The sequence below is a fragment of the Ulvibacter sp. MAR_2010_11 genome, from assembly GCF_002813135.1.
Lineage (GTDB): Bacteria > Bacteroidota > Bacteroidia > Flavobacteriales > Flavobacteriaceae > Altibacter.
In genome coordinates this window covers 1,554,750-1,572,755 of sequence record NZ_PHTY01000001.1, presented here as the reverse complement: position 1 = coordinate 1,572,755, position 18,006 = coordinate 1,554,750, and the positions used below count along the sequence as shown (strand labels likewise).

The following is an 18,006-nucleotide window of genomic DNA, read 5'->3' as shown; positions in this document are numbered from 1 at the left end:
CAGCAATTATTAATAACTTGGTTAATAACTCGTTAGCCGTTTTGTAAGAAAAATCATTATAATAAGTAGTTTGGGGTTTTTAACCTTAAAAACTTATTTATTATGAAAAAACTAATGTTTATTTTAGCCATTCTTGCGCTAGCAGCAAGTTGTACGCCTGAAGCACTTTCAACCGATGAACAACAAATCGATAAAGACAAATACGAAGTTCCACCAAACGGATAGGAGCAGAAGCATTTTATTAGGGGTGTTGTTATCTCTATTCCTGATAGCAACACCTTTTTTATTTTACATTTATAAATATGCCCCGGCTGATGCAACCGAGTGGGATACTTTTTTTGGCGTTGTTAATTCCGGTGGTTTTGGAAGCGTACAAGCCTATATGCACGCACTATTTACCAAAATTACCTTTGTCTCATTAACAGGCATGTGGTTTTTAACATCAACTAATTGGTGGAAATATGCAATTTTGGTTCCCCTTACTATGTTTTTGTTTCAGCTTTCCGGAGTGATAAATTACAAAATACAGTATATAGATGAGTTCGATTTCTGGTATTCACTACCGGCAATTCTACCCATACTGTTCTTCCTTATTTATATCTCTTATCGTATAAGTAATCAAAGTACAACATCCAACGATCTTAAAAAAGATGTGGATGATGAAATTAAAAAGATTTTAAGTGACGATTTATAACGGTTAAAACGAGAGGCGAAGCTTAACTCCTTTCCCGAATCTCCATTAATATTACAAGTATCAGAATTACAGCTATTGTACCAAAAAATAATCCCCCTACTCCCATAGTTTTTGTTTTAGATTGAGAATAAATATAAACAAAAAAAATCCAATTTTCTAAATTTCCAACAGTTGGATATTTTAGTGAAAAAATCGGGAATTGCCTTCGGCGAGTCCCATTTCAACATCTTGATAGAAAAGCCCGCCCCACTTTGTGGTTCTGCTTTTTTGTTTCCCTTCATATCGAAAAAGGAATCATTTTTCCTCATTCATACGGGAATTGCCTCCGGCGAGTCCCATTTCAACATCTTGATAGAAAAGCCCGCCCCACTTTGTGGTTCTGCTTTTTTGTTTCCCTTCATTTCGAAAAAGGAATCATTTTTCCTCATTCATACGGGAATTGCCTTCGGCGAGTCCCATTTCAACATCTTGATAGAAAAGCCCGCCCCACTTTGTGGTTCTGCTTTTTTGTTTCCCTTCATTTCGAAAAAGAGTGCTTTTTCTTCATTACGGAAAACAAAAAAGCCGAATCTTTCGATTCGGCCTTTTCTCATCTGTACTGAAGACGGGACTTGAACCCGTACGGGCATTTCTGCCCACTGGATTTTAAGTCCAGCGTGTCTACCAATTCCACCACTTCAGCTTGGACTGGTACTAATTTATTCGACGGTCGCTGAGCGAAGCCGAAGCGAGCGAAAAACGGGATTCGAACCCGCGACCTCCACCTTGGCAAGGTGGCGCTCTACCAACTGAGCTATTTTCGCGATTTGTATGAACATGGCTTTATTCCTAAAGCGGACGCAAATTTAAAATATTTACAACAAAAGCAAAGCATTATTTGGTAAAAATTGAGAATACTTCACACAGCTACTTTTTAAGCTTCACCTTAGCATTGCGCACCAGCATTCGTTTTATCTCATTTAGCTTCATGAGGGCTTCCACCGGAGTGAGGGTATCTATATCAATATCAAGGATTTCTTCCCGCAATTCTTCCAAAAGCGGGTCGTCCAGTTTAAAGAAACTCAATTGCATTTCCTCCTTCGAAATAGCCTTCATCTCTTCAGTTAATTCTTCCGAAGAATGCGATTTTTCTAGACGCGCCAATATTTTATTCGCCCTATGCAATACCGCCTGTGGCATTCCGGCCATCTTGGCTACGTGAATTCCGAAACTGTGGTGTGAACCTCCCGGAACTAATTTCCGAAGAAATAACACATTGTCCTTTAGCTCCTTCACCGAAACATTGTAATTTTTTATTCTAGAAAAAGTTTCGGTCATTTCATTTAACTCGTGATAATGCGTCGCAAACAGGGTTTTTGCCTTCGACGGATGTTCGTGCAAATATTCGCTAATCGCCCATGCAATTGAGATTCCGTCATAGGTACTGGTCCCCCTTCCAATTTCGTCGAGTAAGACCAGACTGCGATCCGAAATATTATTCAAAATACTCGCCGTCTCATTCATCTCGACCATAAAGGTAGATTCGCCCATCGAAATATTATCACTCGCACCTACTCTGGTGAATATTTTATCCACGCAACCCATTCGAACCGCTTTGGCAGGAACAAAACTTCCCATCTGTGCCAATAAAACAATCAAGGCTGTTTGCCTAAGAATTGCCGACTTCCCACTCATGTTGGGCCCGGTAATCATGATTATTTGCTGATTGTCCCTGTCCAGGAAGACATCGTTGGCAATAAAAGGCGCATCGGGAGGCAGCTGTTTTTCAATCACCGGATGACGTCCTTCTTTGATATCCAGATCGAAGGTATCATCGAACAAAGGTCTCGTATAATTGGCCAGCTTTGCCTGAGTTGCAAACGAACAGAGGCAATCCAGCTGCGCAATTAAAGCCGCATTTTGCTGTACAGAGCCAATAAACTGAAGCATCCACTGTGCCAATTTTCCGTACAATTCCTGCTCCAGCGCCAAAATCTTTTCTTCTGCGCCTAAAATTTTCGACTCGTATTCTTTTAACTCTTCGGTGATATAGCGCTCGGCATTTACCAGGGTCTGTTTCCTGATCCACTCCTCTGGAACCTTGTCTTTATGCGTGTTTCGTACTTCAATATAATACCCGAAAACATTATTGGATGCTATTTTTAAGGAAGTAATTCCCGTACGTTTTGTTTCACGTTCCAACATCTGATCCAGATATTCCTTTCCGCCGGTTGAAATAGCACGCAGTTCATCCAGGGCTTCGTGAAAGCCCGGAGCAATCGTATTTCCCTTTAAAATATTGACGGGTGCATTTTCTGAAATCGTTTCCTTTATCTTTTGGCGCAACAATTCGCAATCCTGTAATTGTTCTCCTATTATTCTAACCGACTCATTTTTAGACTGAAGGGCTTCAGATTTCACCGGAATTACGGCCTCCAACGAATTTTTAAGCTGAATGACTTCCCGCGGATTCACCTTTGCGGTAGCCACCTTTGAAATAAGCCGCTCCAAATCGCCTATCCGTTTTATATGCAACTGAATTTTTTCAAGCACCGTAGCGTGTTCGAGTAAATAACTCACTACCTCATGCCGTTCTACTATTTTATCGGCATTTTTAAGCGGAAGCGCCATCCAACGTTTCAAGAGTCGCCCTCCCATGGGAGAAGTGGTTTTATCGATAACGTCTAACAATGTCACCGCATTTTGATGATGGGAATGGTATAATTCTAAATTCCGAATGGTAAATCGGTCCATCCAAACGTATTCGTCCTCGGCTATACGCGAGATTTTGGTGATATGCTGCAATTTGGTATGCTGCGTTTCGTCCAAATAATGCAAGGCCGCTCCGGCAGCTATAATACCTTCCTCCAGATGATCTATGCCAAAGCCTTTTAAGTTTTGAACATCGAAGTGTTTTTGAAGCGTGTCTACGGCATAATCTTTCTGAAATACCCAATCTTCCAAATGAAATACATGAAAAGTATCGCCAAAGGTTTCAGAAAAAAGCTTTCTTTTCTGTTTGCTGAACAAAACTTCGGAAGGATTGAAATTTTGAAGGAGTTTGTCGATATATTCGGCAGAGCCTTCCGCGGTTAAAAATTCCCCTGTGGAAACATCCAAAAAAGAAACACCTATCCTGGTAGTATCGGAGAGGTTTCCGCCTGAGCCGGAATTGAAATGAACCGCAGCCAGAAAATTATTCAATTTTGAATGTAAAATATCGTCGTTTAAAGCAACTCCGGGTGTCACCAACTCGGTTACCCCGCGTTTTACTATGGTTTTCGTCAACTTTGGGTCTTCCAACTGATCGCAGATAGCAACCCGGCAACCCGCCATCACCAGCTTGGGCAGATACGTATTCAACGAATGATGTGGAAACCCGGCCAACTCTACATCATCACCTCCGTTATTTCGTGCCGTAAGTGTAATGTGGAGGATACCCGCGGCTCGTACTGCATCCTCTCCAAAGGTTTCATAAAAATCGCCTACTCGAAACAAGAGCAAAGCATCGGGATACTTCGCCTTAATGGTGTTGTATTGCTTCATTAAGGGGGTGACTTTCTTTGACATTATCTATTTTCTAGTCTTATTGTTTATTGAACCAATAAATGTAACGAAATTGCCCTTTTTTTTGAAATGAAGTGATAGTGATTTATTCACTTTTATCAACAATGAACCTCGGCCACTAAGTTTGAGTCAAATTTTATGAGAAAAGAGTATTTTTGCGCCAATGAAACACCGAAAGTTAAAAAACAGCGAGTTGGAACGTATCAACCCTGAAGCATTTAAAGCTTCGGAAAAGACTCCGCTCATTATTATTCTCGACAATATTCGCAGTTTAAACAATATCGGATCGGTATTTCGTACCGCTGATGCTTTCCTTATTGAAAAAATTTATCTCTGTGGAATAACTGCCCAACCTCCTCATAAGGATATTCAGAAAACGGCTTTGGGTGCCACCGAAAGTGTTGCATGGGAATACGCTGAAAATACGTTGGATGTCGTTACAAAACTGAAGGAGGAAGGTGTTTTTGTGGCTTCCATCGAACAGGCGGAACAGACTGTTTCGCTATCCGATTTTAAAATTGAAAAGCAACAACGTTACGCTTTAGTCTTCGGAAATGAGGTAAAAGGCGTGCAACAACAAGTGGTTTCTGCTAGCGATGTCGTTATCGAAATTCCGCAATACGGCACCAAGCATTCTTTAAATATTTCGGTGAGTGCAGGAGTAGTGATCTGGGATTTTTTCAGTAAGCTCAACAAATAAAGCACTTTCAAAAACCGCGTCTAGCCAACAATAGCTTTTAAAATTTGAAGATAATCCTTTCGGCTTTTAATAAAATCCATTTCCGAAATATCAATAATTCGCACACTCTCGGAAGGTCTGCTCTTTACAAATTCCAGATATCCCGCATTTAGTTTTTGGAGATAGGCTGCTTCAATACTCTGCTCAAATTTTCGTCCGCGTTTTTTAATGTTTTCCAGCAGTCTGTCCGTATTTTGATATAAATAGACATACACGTCGGGTTTAGGCAATTCCTTGTGCATTAAATGAAACAGTTTTTTATACAAAACAAACTCCTCGGCCTGCAGGGTGACCTTTGCAAAAATTAGCGACTTATAGCCGTCGTAATCGGCCACCACACATTCCTTAAACAAATCGAATTGCTTGATATCTTCCAGCAACTGTTGATAGCGATCTGCCAAAAACGACATCTCCAGAGGGAACGCATAACGCCCCGGTTGCTCGTAAAATTTCGGTAAAAAGGGATTGTCTTTGAATCGCTCCAATATTAATTTTGCATTAAAATCGTTGGCAATCTGCGTCGCAAGACTTGTCTTTCCTGCGCCGATATTCCCTTCTATAGCGATATACTTGAATTTAGAAATATCATACTCTTTTCTGGGATTTACCAACCATTTCGACTGTTTTGTAATAACACTCTTATCCTTGGTTTCGGCCAGTAGCTTGATTACATTTTTACATAGAACAGGATGTTGGAGTTTTGAGTTCACCTCAGCCAACGGCTGCAACACAAACCTTCTGTTTTGAATTTCCCGATGAGGAATTGTAAGTGGTTTGGAGGCAACCACCAAATCGTCTATCAATAAAATATCGATGTCGATAGGCCGAGAACTATATCTTTTTGCATGCCTTCTTTCCCGCCCCATTTGCTTTTCAATCTCTAAAATAGCAGCGAGTATCTTTTTTGGAGAAAGTGTAGATTGGACGACGACTACACAGTTTAAAAACGCATCTCCTTCAAACCCCATAGCCGGAGTTTCGTAGACCGAAGAAATTTTGAGCACACTCCCAATTTCTTCAAAAATAGCCTGTACCGCTTGTTGCAACAGCTCGAAACGGTTTCCCATATTACTCCCCAACGATAGATAGATGTGCTGCAATGGCTTAATGGAATTGAGATTTTAACATTTAAGACGAAATTAAGGAAAAGAATACAACTGACTAGTATCTTTGTGTATAATCAAAATAAATAGTGGCAGCACTCACCCTGGCAGACCGAATGTTGGCGCAACGCATCAACTTGATTTTAGGTGCGTTATTCATCGCTTCTTTGGTGGTTTCCAATCTAATATTTCAGAAATTTTTTTCCTGGGATTTTTTTGGACTGTACACCTTCGAAATTTCGGTGGGAATTCTTCCCTATCCCGTTACGTTTTTAATTACTGACATTATAAGTGAAGTATACGGGAAGAAAAAAGCCAATCAGGTAGTTACTGCCGGTATTTTTGCGTCGTTCTTTTCGTTATTGATTGTATATGTATCAGCCGCCGTGCCTGCAACAGATTGGAGCCCTATAAGCGATGCCTTATTCGACAAAGTATTTGGCGCGACTGCCGTAGCCGTTTTTGCTTCCATGATGGCGTATTTATTAGCGCAGTACATCGATATTTCGATATTCCATTTTTGGAAACGTCTCACCAAAGGGAAACATCTTTGGCTTCGGAATAACTTTTCAACCTTTTTGTCACAGTTTGTGGATACGTTTACGGTTTTAGCCTTGTTGTGTAGCTTCGGAAAGATAGACTGGGCCTTATTTGCACCCTTGCTGCTAAGTGGCTTTCTTTTTAAAGTATTGATTGCCCTGCTGGATACACCGTTTCTATATGCCGCTGTGTTTGCTTTCAGAAAACGATTCGGCTTAAAAATGGGAGAAGAATTAGACGCTGAAGTAGTACTTCTAAAGCAAGAAAAAATATAAAAGAGAAAATACAAATGAAAAAAATACTGAAAATAATAGGAATCTTTTTAGGCATAGTCTTGGTGCTACTGGCACTGTCCCCTTTGTTTTTTGAAAGCACCATGGAAAAACTGGTCAAACGTGCGCTGGAACAAAACATAAATGCCGATGTGACCTGGAATGACTTCGATTTAAGTTTGTTCCGAAGCTTTCCCGACGCTGCATTAACCATTAAGGATTTTAGTGTAATAAACAGAGCCCCTTTTAAAGGTGATACGCTGGCGACCGGAACGCTATTAAAATTGGACATGGGAATTACACAGTTGTTTAAAAGCGGTGACGACCCCATAAAAATTGACGGATTGTTATTAGACGAATCCTATGTAAACATTTTGATAGATTCCACAGGACAAACCAATTACGACCTTGCCGTTAAGAAGGATGCCCCCATGAAAGATGACATTGAAGGGAATTCGGGGTTTACATTCGATTTGAAAAAATATGAAATCAAAAATTCACGAATCAATTATTTCGATAAGAAAACACAAACATTTGTGATACTGAAAGAGGTAAATCACACCGGAAAAGGAGATTTCTCTGTAGCGCAGTCTGAATTGGACACCGAAACCGGTGCGTTGATTTCTCTTCAAATTGAAAAAACCGAATATTTAAAAGACAATTTGTTAGCACTGGATGCGGTTTTTCAGATGGATTTTGAAAATAAAAAGTACACCTTTTTGGAAAACGAAGCCAAAATCAATGAGTTACCCCTCACTTTCAACGGCTTTGTAAAGGTGAATGAAAACAATAACGAGGTAGATCTTACATTTAAAACACCTTCATCCGATTTTAAAAATTTTCTTGCTGTAATTCCGAAGACCTATGTAAAGGAACTGGACGGAGTCACTACGACCGGTGATTTTACGGTAAACGGGATGCTTCAGGGGAGTGTGGATTCCATTCATATTCCAAAAATGGATATTAAAATTGCAAGTAATAACGCATCCTTTAAATATCCCGACCTTCCTAAAACGGTGCGCAATATTTCTATCGATGCGCACCTTAAGAACGACACCGGAATTGCAAAAGATACCTACCTGAATATTGGCGGACTCACTTTTGCGATCGATGAAGAAGTTTTTTCAGCCAATGGTAGTATTCACAACCTCACCGAAAATGCTTTAGTGAATCTGGCACTTAAAGGCACACTCAATTTGGCAAATATTGAAAAGGTGCTTCCGCTGGAAATGGAACAAGAGCTCAGCGGAATATTAAAAGCCGATGTTACGACCAACTTCGATATGCATTCGGTTGAAACCGAACAATATCAGAATATTAAAGCTGCGGGAAACGCAAGTGTTACCGGATTCGTCTATAATGACCCCGATTTTAAAAATCCGTTGAAAATTGCCAATGCCAACGTGACATTTTCTCCCGGAACTATTAAACTGACCGATTTGAATGCTACTTCGGGGCAAACCGATGTGCAGGCTTCGGGGAACATCCAGAACTTAATTCCGTGGCTTATGTCGAAACAAGACCTCAAAGGGCGATTTGCTGTGAAATCAAATACTTTTAATGTAAACGATTTTATGACTGCCGATGCACCTGCTTCAGAAAACACTAAGAATACCCCGACAACTACTTCAGATAAAAAATCGATTAAAATTCCTACCTTTTTGGATGCAACATTAGATTTTAACGCCAACAAGGTAATTTATGACAACATTACGCTTACCGATGTGAAAGGCAGCATGGCAATTCAGAATGAAACGGCAACTCTCACCAATGTCACATCCTCGGCATTTGGCGGAAATATTGCCTTATCGGGAAATGTTTCAACAAAAAATGCAACCCCGACCTTTGCTATGAATCTCGATTTAAAAAAGATTGATATCGCACAATCTTTCCAGCAGTTAGATATGCTAAAATTTTTTGCTCCCATTGCCAAAGCACTGGACGGTGATTTGAATACTACAATCAAATTGCAAGGAGACCTGAATGAAAATCTTACCCCCAAATTAACCACCTTGGCGGGAAACGCCCTGGCTCAAATTATAACGGCCGAAGTAAATTCTCAGGAAACACCATTATTGGCGAAATTAGGAGAACAAATCTCCTTTTTAAATCTGCAGCAACTCAGTCTAAGAGATGTTAGTACGGCTTTCACATTTAACAACGGCAACATTGAAATAAAACCCTTTGATTTTAACGTAAAAGGAATCAAGGTGACCGCAGGAGGAAAACACGGTTTGGATAAAAGAATAGACTACAATCTTACTTTCGATGTGCCTGCAAAATATTTGGGCGGAGATGTCACAAAATTACTGGCGAAGCTGAATCCTGAAGATGCGAACAATATGACGGTCTCGCTGCCTGTTGGTTTAACCGGGTCGTTTACGAGTCCGCAGATAGCTTTAAACACCGAAGCAGCCGTAAAAGCACTGACTCAAAAACTAATCGAAAAACAAAAGCAGGATTTAAAAGATAAAGGAACCGATATCTTAAAAGATATTATTACCGGAAATACTCCCAAGAAAGATTCGACAGAGACCACAAACACCGGCAACACTACCACACAACAAACCACCGATGTCGTTAAGGATATCCTGGGCGGGCTCTTCGGAAATAAAAAGAAGAAGGATAGTATTAATTAGGTGAAGGGATGAGGGATTAGTAATTAGTGATTGGAGATTTAAGCAAAATTAATTTCTCACATCAAACATTAAGTTTTTTCTATTCACGCTTCACGGCTCACGATTTACGATTTACGATTTACGATTTACGAATTAGGAATTAGGAATTAGGAATTAGGAATTAGGAGTAAATATATCATTCCCTTCAATTTTTACCCTTTGTTAACAACTTTCCAATCATCCAACAATCCAACAATCCAACAATCTAACAATCCATCCATTCAACCGCTCCCTGCTCACTGCTCACTGCTCACCGCTCATTGCTCACTGCTCACGATTTGGAATTTGGGATTTATTAGTTTATTACAATTCCCACAACATAGCCTTCACTTCCACGGACATTGAAAACTGTGTTGTCTTCAAATAGAAGGTATTGACCTTTGATTCCTTTTAAAATTCCTTCATAAAAGGGAGTTTTGTCCAAATTAAGACTGTTCAATTTTGTGGGATACTCTAAAACCGGGAATTCCAGATTGGTTTCAGTATTGGATTCAATAAAATAAGGTAAGGCTTCGGTTGGGATAAATTGTTTCAGTTTTGCACGCCACTGTATTAAATCTTCGTCCTTAATTTCATTTTTAAGCATGGTGCGCCAATTGGTTTTGTCGCTTACATGGTCTTTTAACGCAACTTCGGTAATTCCTGCCAGATATCGGTTAGGCACTTCTACTATTTCTATAGCTTCATGTGCACCCTGATCGATCCATCGAGTAGGTATCTGACTCTTTCGGGTCACTCCAACCTTTACATTGCTGCTATTTGCCAGGTACACAACATGTGGTTGCAATTGCACTTTTTTTTCATATTCCAGATCACGATCTTCTTTGTCTAAATGTGCAGTGCTTAATTCGGGTCGCATGATCCAATCTGCCGCCTGTGGAATTTCATAAAAACAGTCGTAACAAAAGCCCTGACGAAAAATCTTCTTTTCCAATGAGCAATTGAGGCACTGGTATCTCAAAAAGCTAATTGACACTTTTTTATCCAGTAACTGATTGACATTTAGGAAGTCGTTCTCGAAAATAAGATAGTACTGTATGGGTGAACCGTTTTCGGTCTGCATTTTTGTTAAAACACCTTCGTAGTTCATTGAAAGAAATTCGCTATTTTTATTGCATAAAGATAGGTAAAAATGCCAATACCCATAGTAAATTCGATTGCCTCATGGTTTCTGAAAAAGCGATTCCATCAAATTGAATTGTTCTTAAAATACCCTATTGATGTACAAGAAGAATTGCTCCATAATTTACTTCAGAAGGCAAAAAATACCGAAATAGGCAAAGAATACGATTTCGACAGTATTAAAAACTACCGTGAGTTTGCCGATAGAGTGCCTGTTACAAATTACGAAATTAATGAACCGAAGATAGAGCGAGCTCGTAGGGGTGAGAGTAATATTTTTTGGCCTACCCCTATTAAGTGGTTCGCAAAATCCAGCGGTACCACCAATGCAAAAAGTAAATTCATTCCCGTGAGCAGCGACTCGCTCGAAGACTGTCATTATGCGGCAAGTAAGGATTTACTGTGTATGTATTTAAACAACAATCCCGATGCTCAATTATTTCTGGGAAAAAGTTTGCGCCTTGGGGGAAGTAAGGAATTATATCAGGAAAACGGGACAATTTTTGGAGATCTTTCAGCAATTTTAATAGACAATATGCCTTTTTGGGCCGAATTTAGTAGTACCCCCAGCAGTGAAATTTCACTTTTGAGCGATTGGGAGACGAAGATGCAGGCCATTGTAGATGAAACTATAAATGAGAATGTAACGAGTTTGGCCGGTGTTCCTTCCTGGATGTTAGTTTTACTGAATAATGTAATCGAAACCACCGGAAAATCCAATCTGTTTGAAGTATGGCCCAATTTGGAAGTATATTTTCACGGAGGCGTAAGTTTCGATCCTTATATTGATCAATACAACAAATTACTGCCAAAAGACAACTTCAGATACTACGAGATTTACAACGCTTCGGAAGGGTTTTTTGCCATACAGGACCGCAACGCCAATAAAGAGCTATTGTTAATGCTCGACTACGGTATTTTCTACGAGTTTATTCCTATGGATACCTACGGTACTGCTGAAGAAAAAATAATTCCGTTAAGCGAAGTAGAAGAAGCGCAAAATTATGCAATTGTAATCACCACCAACGCTGGACTGTGGCGTTATAAGATTGGCGATACGGTTCGGTTTACATCCACAAATCCGTTTAGAATTAAAGTCACCGGCCGAACCAAACACCATATCAATGCCTTTGGTGAAGAACTGATTATTGAGAACGCAGAAGCTGCATTGCGTAAAACCACCAAACTCACCCAAACCGAAATAGTAGACTACACAGCTGCACCCATCTTTATGAAGGGAAAAGAAAAAGGAGCACACGAATGGATTATCGAATTTAAGACCCCTCCCAAGGATTTTACATTTTTCTCGGAGGTGTTAGACAAATCACTTCAGGAGGTAAATAGTGATTATGAGGCGAAGCGTTTTAACAATATGACATTAAATGCCCCAACCATCCACTGTGCCCGGGAACGTCTTTTTTACGATTGGTTAAAGCAAAACGACAAGCTGGGAGGGCAACATAAAGTACCCCGATTATCCAATTCGCGGGAATATTTGGAGGAGCTTTTATCGCTAAATTTTTAATATCATAGCGTTTTACTAGGCTAATTGAGCAGTTTAACGAATTTTATTTCCCTTCAACTAAAAGTTTTGGTAGTACTTTTCTTACGATGTATGTTTGTAGTATAAATCTTTCATAGTTGGGGCTTATGAAAACACTAAGATACTTTATCGTAGCAACTATACTACTAGTTGTATTGTTAGCAGGACTCACATCCTGCGGAACAACAAACTCTTTACATCGTACAAATACCGATACGGAAGTAGCCGGTTATACGTTGAAAAATAAGGCAGAATTGATGCAACAAAAAATTCTGAATATAAAAAAGACCACAGTGATGGTAACACCATAAATCTGGTATTCTTTTTAGAAGAAATTAAAAAGGCCGCGATTGTATCGCGGCCTTTTTAATTTATGTCTATCAGATTTAAGAAACTGCTTTCAATTTCTTAATGGTAGACTTGTTTAATTTGTCCTGAGCATATTCTAAGGTAACATTGAGTGTTTTCTCTTCGGTGCTGGGTAATTCGTACATGGCATCGGTTAAAACGGCTTCACATAAGGATCGTAATCCTCTCGCTCCCAATTTATACTCAATTGCCTGCTCCACGATAAAGTCTAAGGCTTCTTCAGTAATTACAAAATCGATTCCGTCCATTTCGAACAACTTTTTATATTGTTTGATAATGGCATTCTTAGGTTCGGTTAAAATAGCTCTAAGAGTTCCCTTGTCCAGCGGATCCATATACGTAAGTACCGGAAGACGACCAATAATTTCAGGAATTAGGCCGAAATCTTTTAAATCCTTCGGAATGATATACCGCAATAAATTATCTCGCTCCATAGTATCTTCTTTTTTGGAAGCACTAAATCCTACAGCCTGCATATTCAGGCGTTTTGAAATATGACGCTCAATTCCGTCGAAAGCTCCTCCTGCTATAAAAAGGATATTTTCGGTATCTACTTCAATAAATTTCTGATCGGGGTGCTTACGTCCTCCCTTGGGCGGTACATTTACCGTTGTACCCTCAAGCAACTTCAGCAAAGCCTGCTGTACACCTTCACCACTCACATCTCGGGTAATGGAAGGGTTATCACTTTTACGGGCTATCTTATCAATCTCATCGATAAAAACAATTCCGTTTTGCGCCTTTTCTACGTTGTAATCGGCCGCCTGTAATAACCGGGTTAAAATACTCTCTACATCTTCACCCACATAACCTGCCTCGGTTAAAACCGTTGCATCAACAATAGCCAAAGGTACATTGAGCATACGCGCAATGGTTTTGGCAACCAGCGTTTTTCCCGTTCCGGTTTGCCCTACAATAATGATATTACTCTTTTGAATATCGATATCGTCGTCACTCTTAGGCTGCAACAAACGCTTATAATGGTTATAGACTGCAACAGACATCACTTTCTTGGTGTGATCTTGCCCAATAACATAATCGTCCAAAAATTCTTTAATGGACTTAGGCTTTTTAAGCATCAGCTCTTTGCTAAGCTCACTGTTAGATGAATGCAACGCTTCTTCTACCACAATACCATGCGCCTGCTCAATGCATCGGTCACAGATATGGGCATCCAAACCTGCAATAAGCAGATTGGTTTCGGCTTTTTTACGACCACAAAACGAACATTCTAACTCTTCTTTCGACATATAGCTTTTTCTTTTTTTAGACCGAAAAGATTATCCTCTCGATAAAATCTCGTCAATCATTCCATATTCCAAAGCCTTATCGGCTTTCATCCAATAATCACGGTCACTATCGTCATGTACCTTTTCGTACGTCTGACCGCTGTGTTTGGCAATAATTTTATACAACTCTTCTTTTAGGGTAATAATTTCTTTGGCAGTAATTTCAATATCACTAGCCTGCCCTTGAGCTCCACCCATAGGCTGGTGAATCATCACCCGCGAATGTGTTAATCCGCTTCGTTTTCCCTTTTCTCCTGCACACAGCAATACAGCAGCCATAGAGGCTGCCATTCCGGTGCAAATTGTCGCCACATCGGGTTTAATAAATTGCATGGTATCGTAAATGCCCAATCCGGCATAAACACTTCCTCCCGGAGAATTGATATATATCTGAATGTCTTTAGAAGCATCTGTGCTTTCCAAAAACAACAACTGTGCTTGTACAATATTAGCCACCTGATCGTTAATACCCGTACCCAAAAATATAATTCGGTCCATCATCAATCTGGAAAAAACGTCCATCGCTACTGCGTTCATCTGGCGTTCTTCAATAATATTTGGGGTAAGGTTTATTGGATACATACTACTTACAATTTTATCGTAGTACATGCTATTGATCCCTTGATCTTTAATGGCAAAATCCTTAAATTCTTTTCCGTAGTTCATAAATAGTAATCGATTTTTTTGAATGAAAAAAAAGCGTTGAACCCTTGTATTCAACGCCTAAATATAACTATTTTATTGCTGAATTACTCGTACGCTTCTTTAATGAATTTCTCGTAGGTAATTTCCTTTGTCTTCAATTTTGCGTTTTCCTTAAAAAACTGAAGCAGTTTGTTGGTATTCAACTGCTCACTTATTCTTTTTACCTCTTCTTCATTCGAAAGAATTCTTGCCGCAATATTGTCTAACTCTTCTTCGGAAGGATTGGTTTGTCCAAATTGTGCCATTTGGCCTTTGATCATATTCTTGGAATAATCCTTCAACTCATCAAAACTAACCTGTAGCTTGTTTTCGGCTCTTATTTTGCCTTCAATCAATTGATAACGCAATCCTTTTTCGCTACGCTCATATTCTTCTTTGGCAGCGGCTTCGGTCATTGGCTTTTCTCCTGAAACCTGAATCCAACGTTGTAAAAATTCTCCCGGAAGGTCAAATTTTGTGTTTTCAATTAGTGATTCAACAACGTCGTTCAACAATTTTTGGTCACTTTGTTGTTCAAATTGTTTCTCGGCGTCCTCTTTTATTTTTTGCTTTAATTCCTTTTCTGAAGTAACTACGGCTTCCCCAAATAACTTATCGAACAATTCCTGATTCAAAGTTGCCATTTCGCGGGTGTTCACCTCTTCAATTTTTAAAGCAACCTCGATGTCCAAACCATGTGCATCGTCATGAGACACTCCAAAATACTTCTGATTGTCGTGATCATCATCAAACATTCCCTTGGTTTTTAACACCACTGTATCTCCAACCTTTGCTCCAATTAAAGCAGCTACTTGCTTTTTTCCTAAAATGGCAGAAGTTTCAATAGTTGACTTCTTTTCAATTCCCTTTTCTTCATTGGTAAAAGTTCCGGTAATTTCGTCTCCTTTGGCCACGGTATCTTTTGAAATAAGCTTCCCGTATTGCTTGCGAATAGTTTTTACCTGATTGTCCAACATTTTATCGTCAGCGATCACTTTGTACTGAGTGATTGCTTTTTTCTTTACATCCACATCGAATTTTGGGGTAAGTCCCAAATCGAATTCAAATGAAAAATTATCGGCTTTCCAATCGATTTCCAGATCGTTTTTAGGTAATGGATTTCCTAAGACATCCAGTTTTTCTTCTGTCAAATAGTTGTGCAACGCATCCTGAAGCAATTTATTCACCTCTTCTACTAAAATAGCGGTCCCGTATTGCTTTTTCACCATTCCCATGGGGATATGTCCTTTTCTGAAACCCGGTATATTTGCAGTCTTTCGGTAGTTGTTCAATACTTTTTCTACCTTCTCTGAATAATCTTCTTTGGCGATTTCAACAGTCACCACAGCATTCAAGCTATCAATTTCCTTTTTTGTAATATTCATTTTTCTGAAAAATTTTCGATATAATATTCGGGTATTTCCTTTTCCCGAACGCGGGTGCAAAAATACAATTTTTAATGAATTTCAACAAGCTTTTATAGACTGGAATTCAGTAGCTTAATTTTTATCCACCATTGAATAAAGGATGGATTGAAGAAAAGACAATAAAAGGCTAAACAAGAGCGCCCACCAAATGTTTGAAACAGCAAACCCGCCAATAAAATAATCGGCCATCAATATAATACAGGCATTGATTATAAGTAGGAACAATCCCAAGGTAATGATGGTCACCGGCAGGGTGAGTACTACTAAGATCGGTTTTACAATTAAGCGCAGCAATCCTAAAACAACCGCAACAATAATTGCCGAAACAAAGCCGTCGACAGCGACACCCGGTAATATATAGGCTAATATTACTACTGCTATTGCAGTTAACAAGACTCTTAAGATTAATTTCATGGTGTTTTTTTTATAAAGATAAAAAAAAACGTTCGCCATTGGCGAACGTTTTTTAAATTCTTAAAAGTAATATCTCTAATTGTTAGATAGTGTAACAGTTGCGTAATTCCCAATATTTACCAGTGGAATAGTCGCATCGTATTTTCTGTTGATAGCGGTAATCATTAGATTAGCTGTATATGCATATCCACGTGGTGTTGGATGTACTCCGTCTAAGGAGAAGGCACCACCGGTTACGAAAGCAGATGTTAAAACTCCTGCATCAAAAGCTACTCCCGTACTTGCAACCTGAGCAAGTGCTGCTCTCGCATCTACAAATGCCAGGTCGTTTGCATCTGCCAAGGCTTTAATTGTTGCATTGTAAGCAGTTACAGCAGCCGAAACACGACCTTGTTCAACAGCCGTCAAAACGTATTGATCGCCTAAAGGAATAGAAACTCCAATTACCCCTGTTGGATTCGTTGGATCCGGAGTTGTCCCTAGCACAGAAGAAGCCGTTAGTACCACTAAATCGTTGTCATTAGCCTGACGTAACTGCCCTAACAAACCGGCGACGGCAGCGGGTAAATTAAATGGAGGACCTTGTAAAATAGCACTCACATTTGTTAAATCATCATCACTCATAATAGGAAAGTTAACCCCGGCAGAAAAGTTTATCTGTCTTGCGGCAGCCTCCTCAGCGCTTATAATCCCTGCTCCTACCAATCCCGGCAACACCTGAGAATTGTATAAGGCAAATTGAGCATTTATCGCTCCTGCTGTTGCAGCATCCAATGGAATTGACTGTGCAGGCACTGTGGTGAAGTAAGGAATAGAGGTTACATCGGGAATGTTTACCAAAACTCCACCTGTACTGGAAGCCATTAGAGCATCTACTTGCGCACTGTAAGCACCTGCAAATACTAGAGGATCTGTAATATCATTCGAACCATAACTTGTGGGGTCGAAATTACCTGTCTGATCTACCCCAATACCTCCGGAAGTAGCATAACTTAAAATGTCGTTATTTCCAATCCATAAACTAAAGAATGTTGGATTCATAGAAGCCGCATCTCCAATTACGGAAGCACTGCTGCTAGTTTGAAAACGAGCAAACCAAGGGTTGGCTGCACCATATCCGGCTGCATTAAGATGGAAACTTTTCGCTCCGGGCACACCCATATTGTTAAAAGGACCTGTCGCGCTTGTAGTTACTTCGGTGGTTGGAGTTCCAATTAATCTAACCGGGCTTGGATTTCCACTGGCACCAACTGCCAAAACAAATCGGTTTTCAAATACCTGTGTTCCGTTCAATAACAAGCCTCCAATATTATCATTCATTAAGGGTTGTGTAAATTCTCCGCCTCCGGCTTTTGCAAATTGCTGCGCCATAATGTTGGGATAGGAGTTCTCCTGACCTGTTATATATAAAGCTCCGTCTGCATATCCTGCGGTTAATGAATTTCCAACGGCTACATAATTAGTAACATTGGCCGATCCACTTGTATAAAATCCATCGTTTGTAACCGGGTTGTCAAACTCCGGTTCACAACTTACAAACCCTATGGCAAGTAAGCCTAAGCATATTTTTATCGTGTTTTTCATTT

The 18,006-nt window shown here is 39.7% G+C and carries 16 protein-coding genes and 2 tRNA genes; 8 read left to right on the top strand and 10 right to left on the bottom strand.

Annotated elements, in window-relative coordinates:
- The first annotated feature begins 102 nt into the window (after nt 1–102).
- The 3 genes from ATE92_RS14210 to ATE92_RS14015 all read left to right on the top strand — a co-directional run bounded on the left by ATE92_RS14210 (nt 103) and on the right by ATE92_RS14015 (nt 1,309).
- Nucleotides 103–225 carry a hypothetical protein gene (locus tag ATE92_RS14210; RefSeq protein WP_255396934.1) on the top strand — a complete coding sequence of 41 codons (123 nt, stop codon included), beginning with the start codon at nt 103–105 and terminating at the stop codon, nt 223–225.
- Nucleotides 226–247: 22 nt separating this feature from the next.
- On the top strand, nt 248–694 hold the full coding sequence (locus ATE92_RS07215) for a hypothetical protein (protein WP_100803056.1): 447 nt from the start codon (nt 248–250) through the stop codon (nt 692–694).
- A gap of 171 nt (nt 695–865) precedes the next feature.
- Nucleotides 866–1,309 (top strand): hypothetical protein, encoded by a 444-nt coding sequence (locus ATE92_RS14015; protein ID WP_157809580.1) that lies wholly within the window; start codon nt 866–868, stop codon nt 1,307–1,309.
- On the opposite strand, the gene ATE92_RS07205 is transcribed toward ATE92_RS14015, so the two are convergent.
- The 3 genes from ATE92_RS07205 to mutS form a co-directional block, all read right to left on the bottom strand.
- A tRNA-Leu gene (locus ATE92_RS07205) sits at nt 1,291–1,376 on the bottom strand. The genes ATE92_RS14015 and ATE92_RS07205 overlap by 19 nt on opposite strands.
- Nucleotides 1,377–1,424: 48 nt before the next feature.
- Nucleotides 1,425–1,497: transfer RNA gene (locus ATE92_RS07200), tRNA-Gly, on the bottom strand.
- 103 nt (nt 1,498–1,600) lie between these two features.
- On the bottom strand, nt 1,601–4,243 hold the full coding sequence (gene mutS, locus ATE92_RS07195) for a DNA mismatch repair protein MutS (protein WP_100803054.1): 2,643 nt from the start codon (nt 4,241–4,243) through the stop codon (nt 1,601–1,603).
- Between the two features lie 160 nt (nt 4,244–4,403).
- Between mutS and ATE92_RS07190 the strand changes: the two genes are divergently transcribed.
- A complete protein-coding gene (locus ATE92_RS07190) occupies nt 4,404–4,940 on the top strand; it encodes an RNA methyltransferase (protein WP_100803053.1) in 537 nt (178 codons plus the stop codon).
- Nucleotides 4,941–4,960: 20 nt separating this feature from the next.
- On the opposite strand, the gene folK is transcribed toward ATE92_RS07190, so the two are convergent.
- Complete coding sequence (gene folK / locus ATE92_RS07185; protein WP_369819698.1) at nt 4,961–6,079, bottom strand: 2-amino-4-hydroxy-6-hydroxymethyldihydropteridine diphosphokinase; 1,119 nt, start codon at nt 6,077–6,079, stop codon at nt 4,961–4,963.
- A 119-nt stretch (nt 6,080–6,198) separates the two neighbouring features.
- Here folK and ATE92_RS07180 point away from each other — a divergent pair, with 119 nt between their 5' ends.
- Both ATE92_RS07180 and ATE92_RS07175 read left to right on the top strand, forming a co-directional pair.
- Nucleotides 6,199–6,897, top strand: a complete 699-nt coding sequence (locus tag ATE92_RS07180) for a queuosine precursor transporter (RefSeq protein WP_100804389.1) — start codon at nt 6,199–6,201, stop codon at nt 6,895–6,897.
- A 14-nt stretch (nt 6,898–6,911) separates the two neighbouring features.
- A complete protein-coding gene (locus ATE92_RS07175) occupies nt 6,912–9,533 on the top strand; it encodes an AsmA-like C-terminal region-containing protein (RefSeq protein ID WP_100803051.1) in 2,622 nt (873 codons plus the stop codon).
- A 334-nt stretch (nt 9,534–9,867) separates the two neighbouring features.
- Here the strand turns inward: ATE92_RS07175 and ATE92_RS07170 are convergent, their stop codons facing one another.
- Nucleotides 9,868–10,662, bottom strand: coding sequence for a DUF2797 domain-containing protein (locus ATE92_RS07170; RefSeq protein ID WP_100803050.1), 795 nt, complete (start codon nt 10,660–10,662; stop codon nt 9,868–9,870).
- 42 nt (nt 10,663–10,704) lie between these two features.
- On the opposite strand from ATE92_RS07170, the gene ATE92_RS07165 reads away from it, so the two are divergent.
- On the top strand, nt 10,705–12,219 hold the full coding sequence (locus ATE92_RS07165; RefSeq protein WP_100803049.1) for a GH3 auxin-responsive promoter family protein: 1,515 nt from the start codon (nt 10,705–10,707) through the stop codon (nt 12,217–12,219).
- Nucleotides 12,220–12,344: 125 nt separating this feature from the next.
- A complete protein-coding gene (locus tag ATE92_RS14010) occupies nt 12,345–12,548 on the top strand; it encodes a hypothetical protein (protein ID WP_157809579.1) in 204 nt (67 codons plus the stop codon).
- Between the two features lie 75 nt (nt 12,549–12,623).
- Here ATE92_RS14010 and clpX read toward each other — a convergent pair whose 3' ends face one another.
- The 5 genes from clpX to ATE92_RS07140 all read right to left on the bottom strand — a co-directional run bounded on the left by clpX (nt 12,624) and on the right by ATE92_RS07140 (nt 18,004).
- Entirely contained in the window at nt 12,624–13,856 is a 1,233-nt protein-coding gene (gene clpX / locus ATE92_RS07160; protein WP_100803048.1) for an ATP-dependent Clp protease ATP-binding subunit ClpX, read from the bottom strand.
- Between the two features lie 30 nt (nt 13,857–13,886).
- Nucleotides 13,887–14,561, bottom strand: a complete 675-nt coding sequence (gene clpP / locus ATE92_RS07155) for an ATP-dependent Clp endopeptidase proteolytic subunit ClpP (protein ID WP_100803047.1) — start codon at nt 14,559–14,561, stop codon at nt 13,887–13,889.
- An 83-nt stretch (nt 14,562–14,644) separates the two neighbouring features.
- The gene (gene tig / locus ATE92_RS07150) at nt 14,645–15,964 is read right to left on the bottom strand and encodes a trigger factor (RefSeq protein WP_100804388.1); all 1,320 of its coding nucleotides are present in this window, start codon (nt 15,962–15,964) and stop codon (nt 14,645–14,647) included.
- A gap of 114 nt (nt 15,965–16,078) precedes the next feature.
- Nucleotides 16,079–16,420, bottom strand: coding sequence for a phage holin family protein (locus tag ATE92_RS07145; protein WP_100804387.1), 342 nt, complete (start codon nt 16,418–16,420; stop codon nt 16,079–16,081).
- 75 nt (nt 16,421–16,495) lie between these two features.
- The gene (locus ATE92_RS07140; protein WP_100803046.1) at nt 16,496–18,004 is read right to left on the bottom strand and encodes a G-D-S-L family lipolytic protein; all 1,509 of its coding nucleotides are present in this window, start codon (nt 18,002–18,004) and stop codon (nt 16,496–16,498) included.
- Nucleotides 18,005–18,006: the final 2 nt, after the last annotated feature.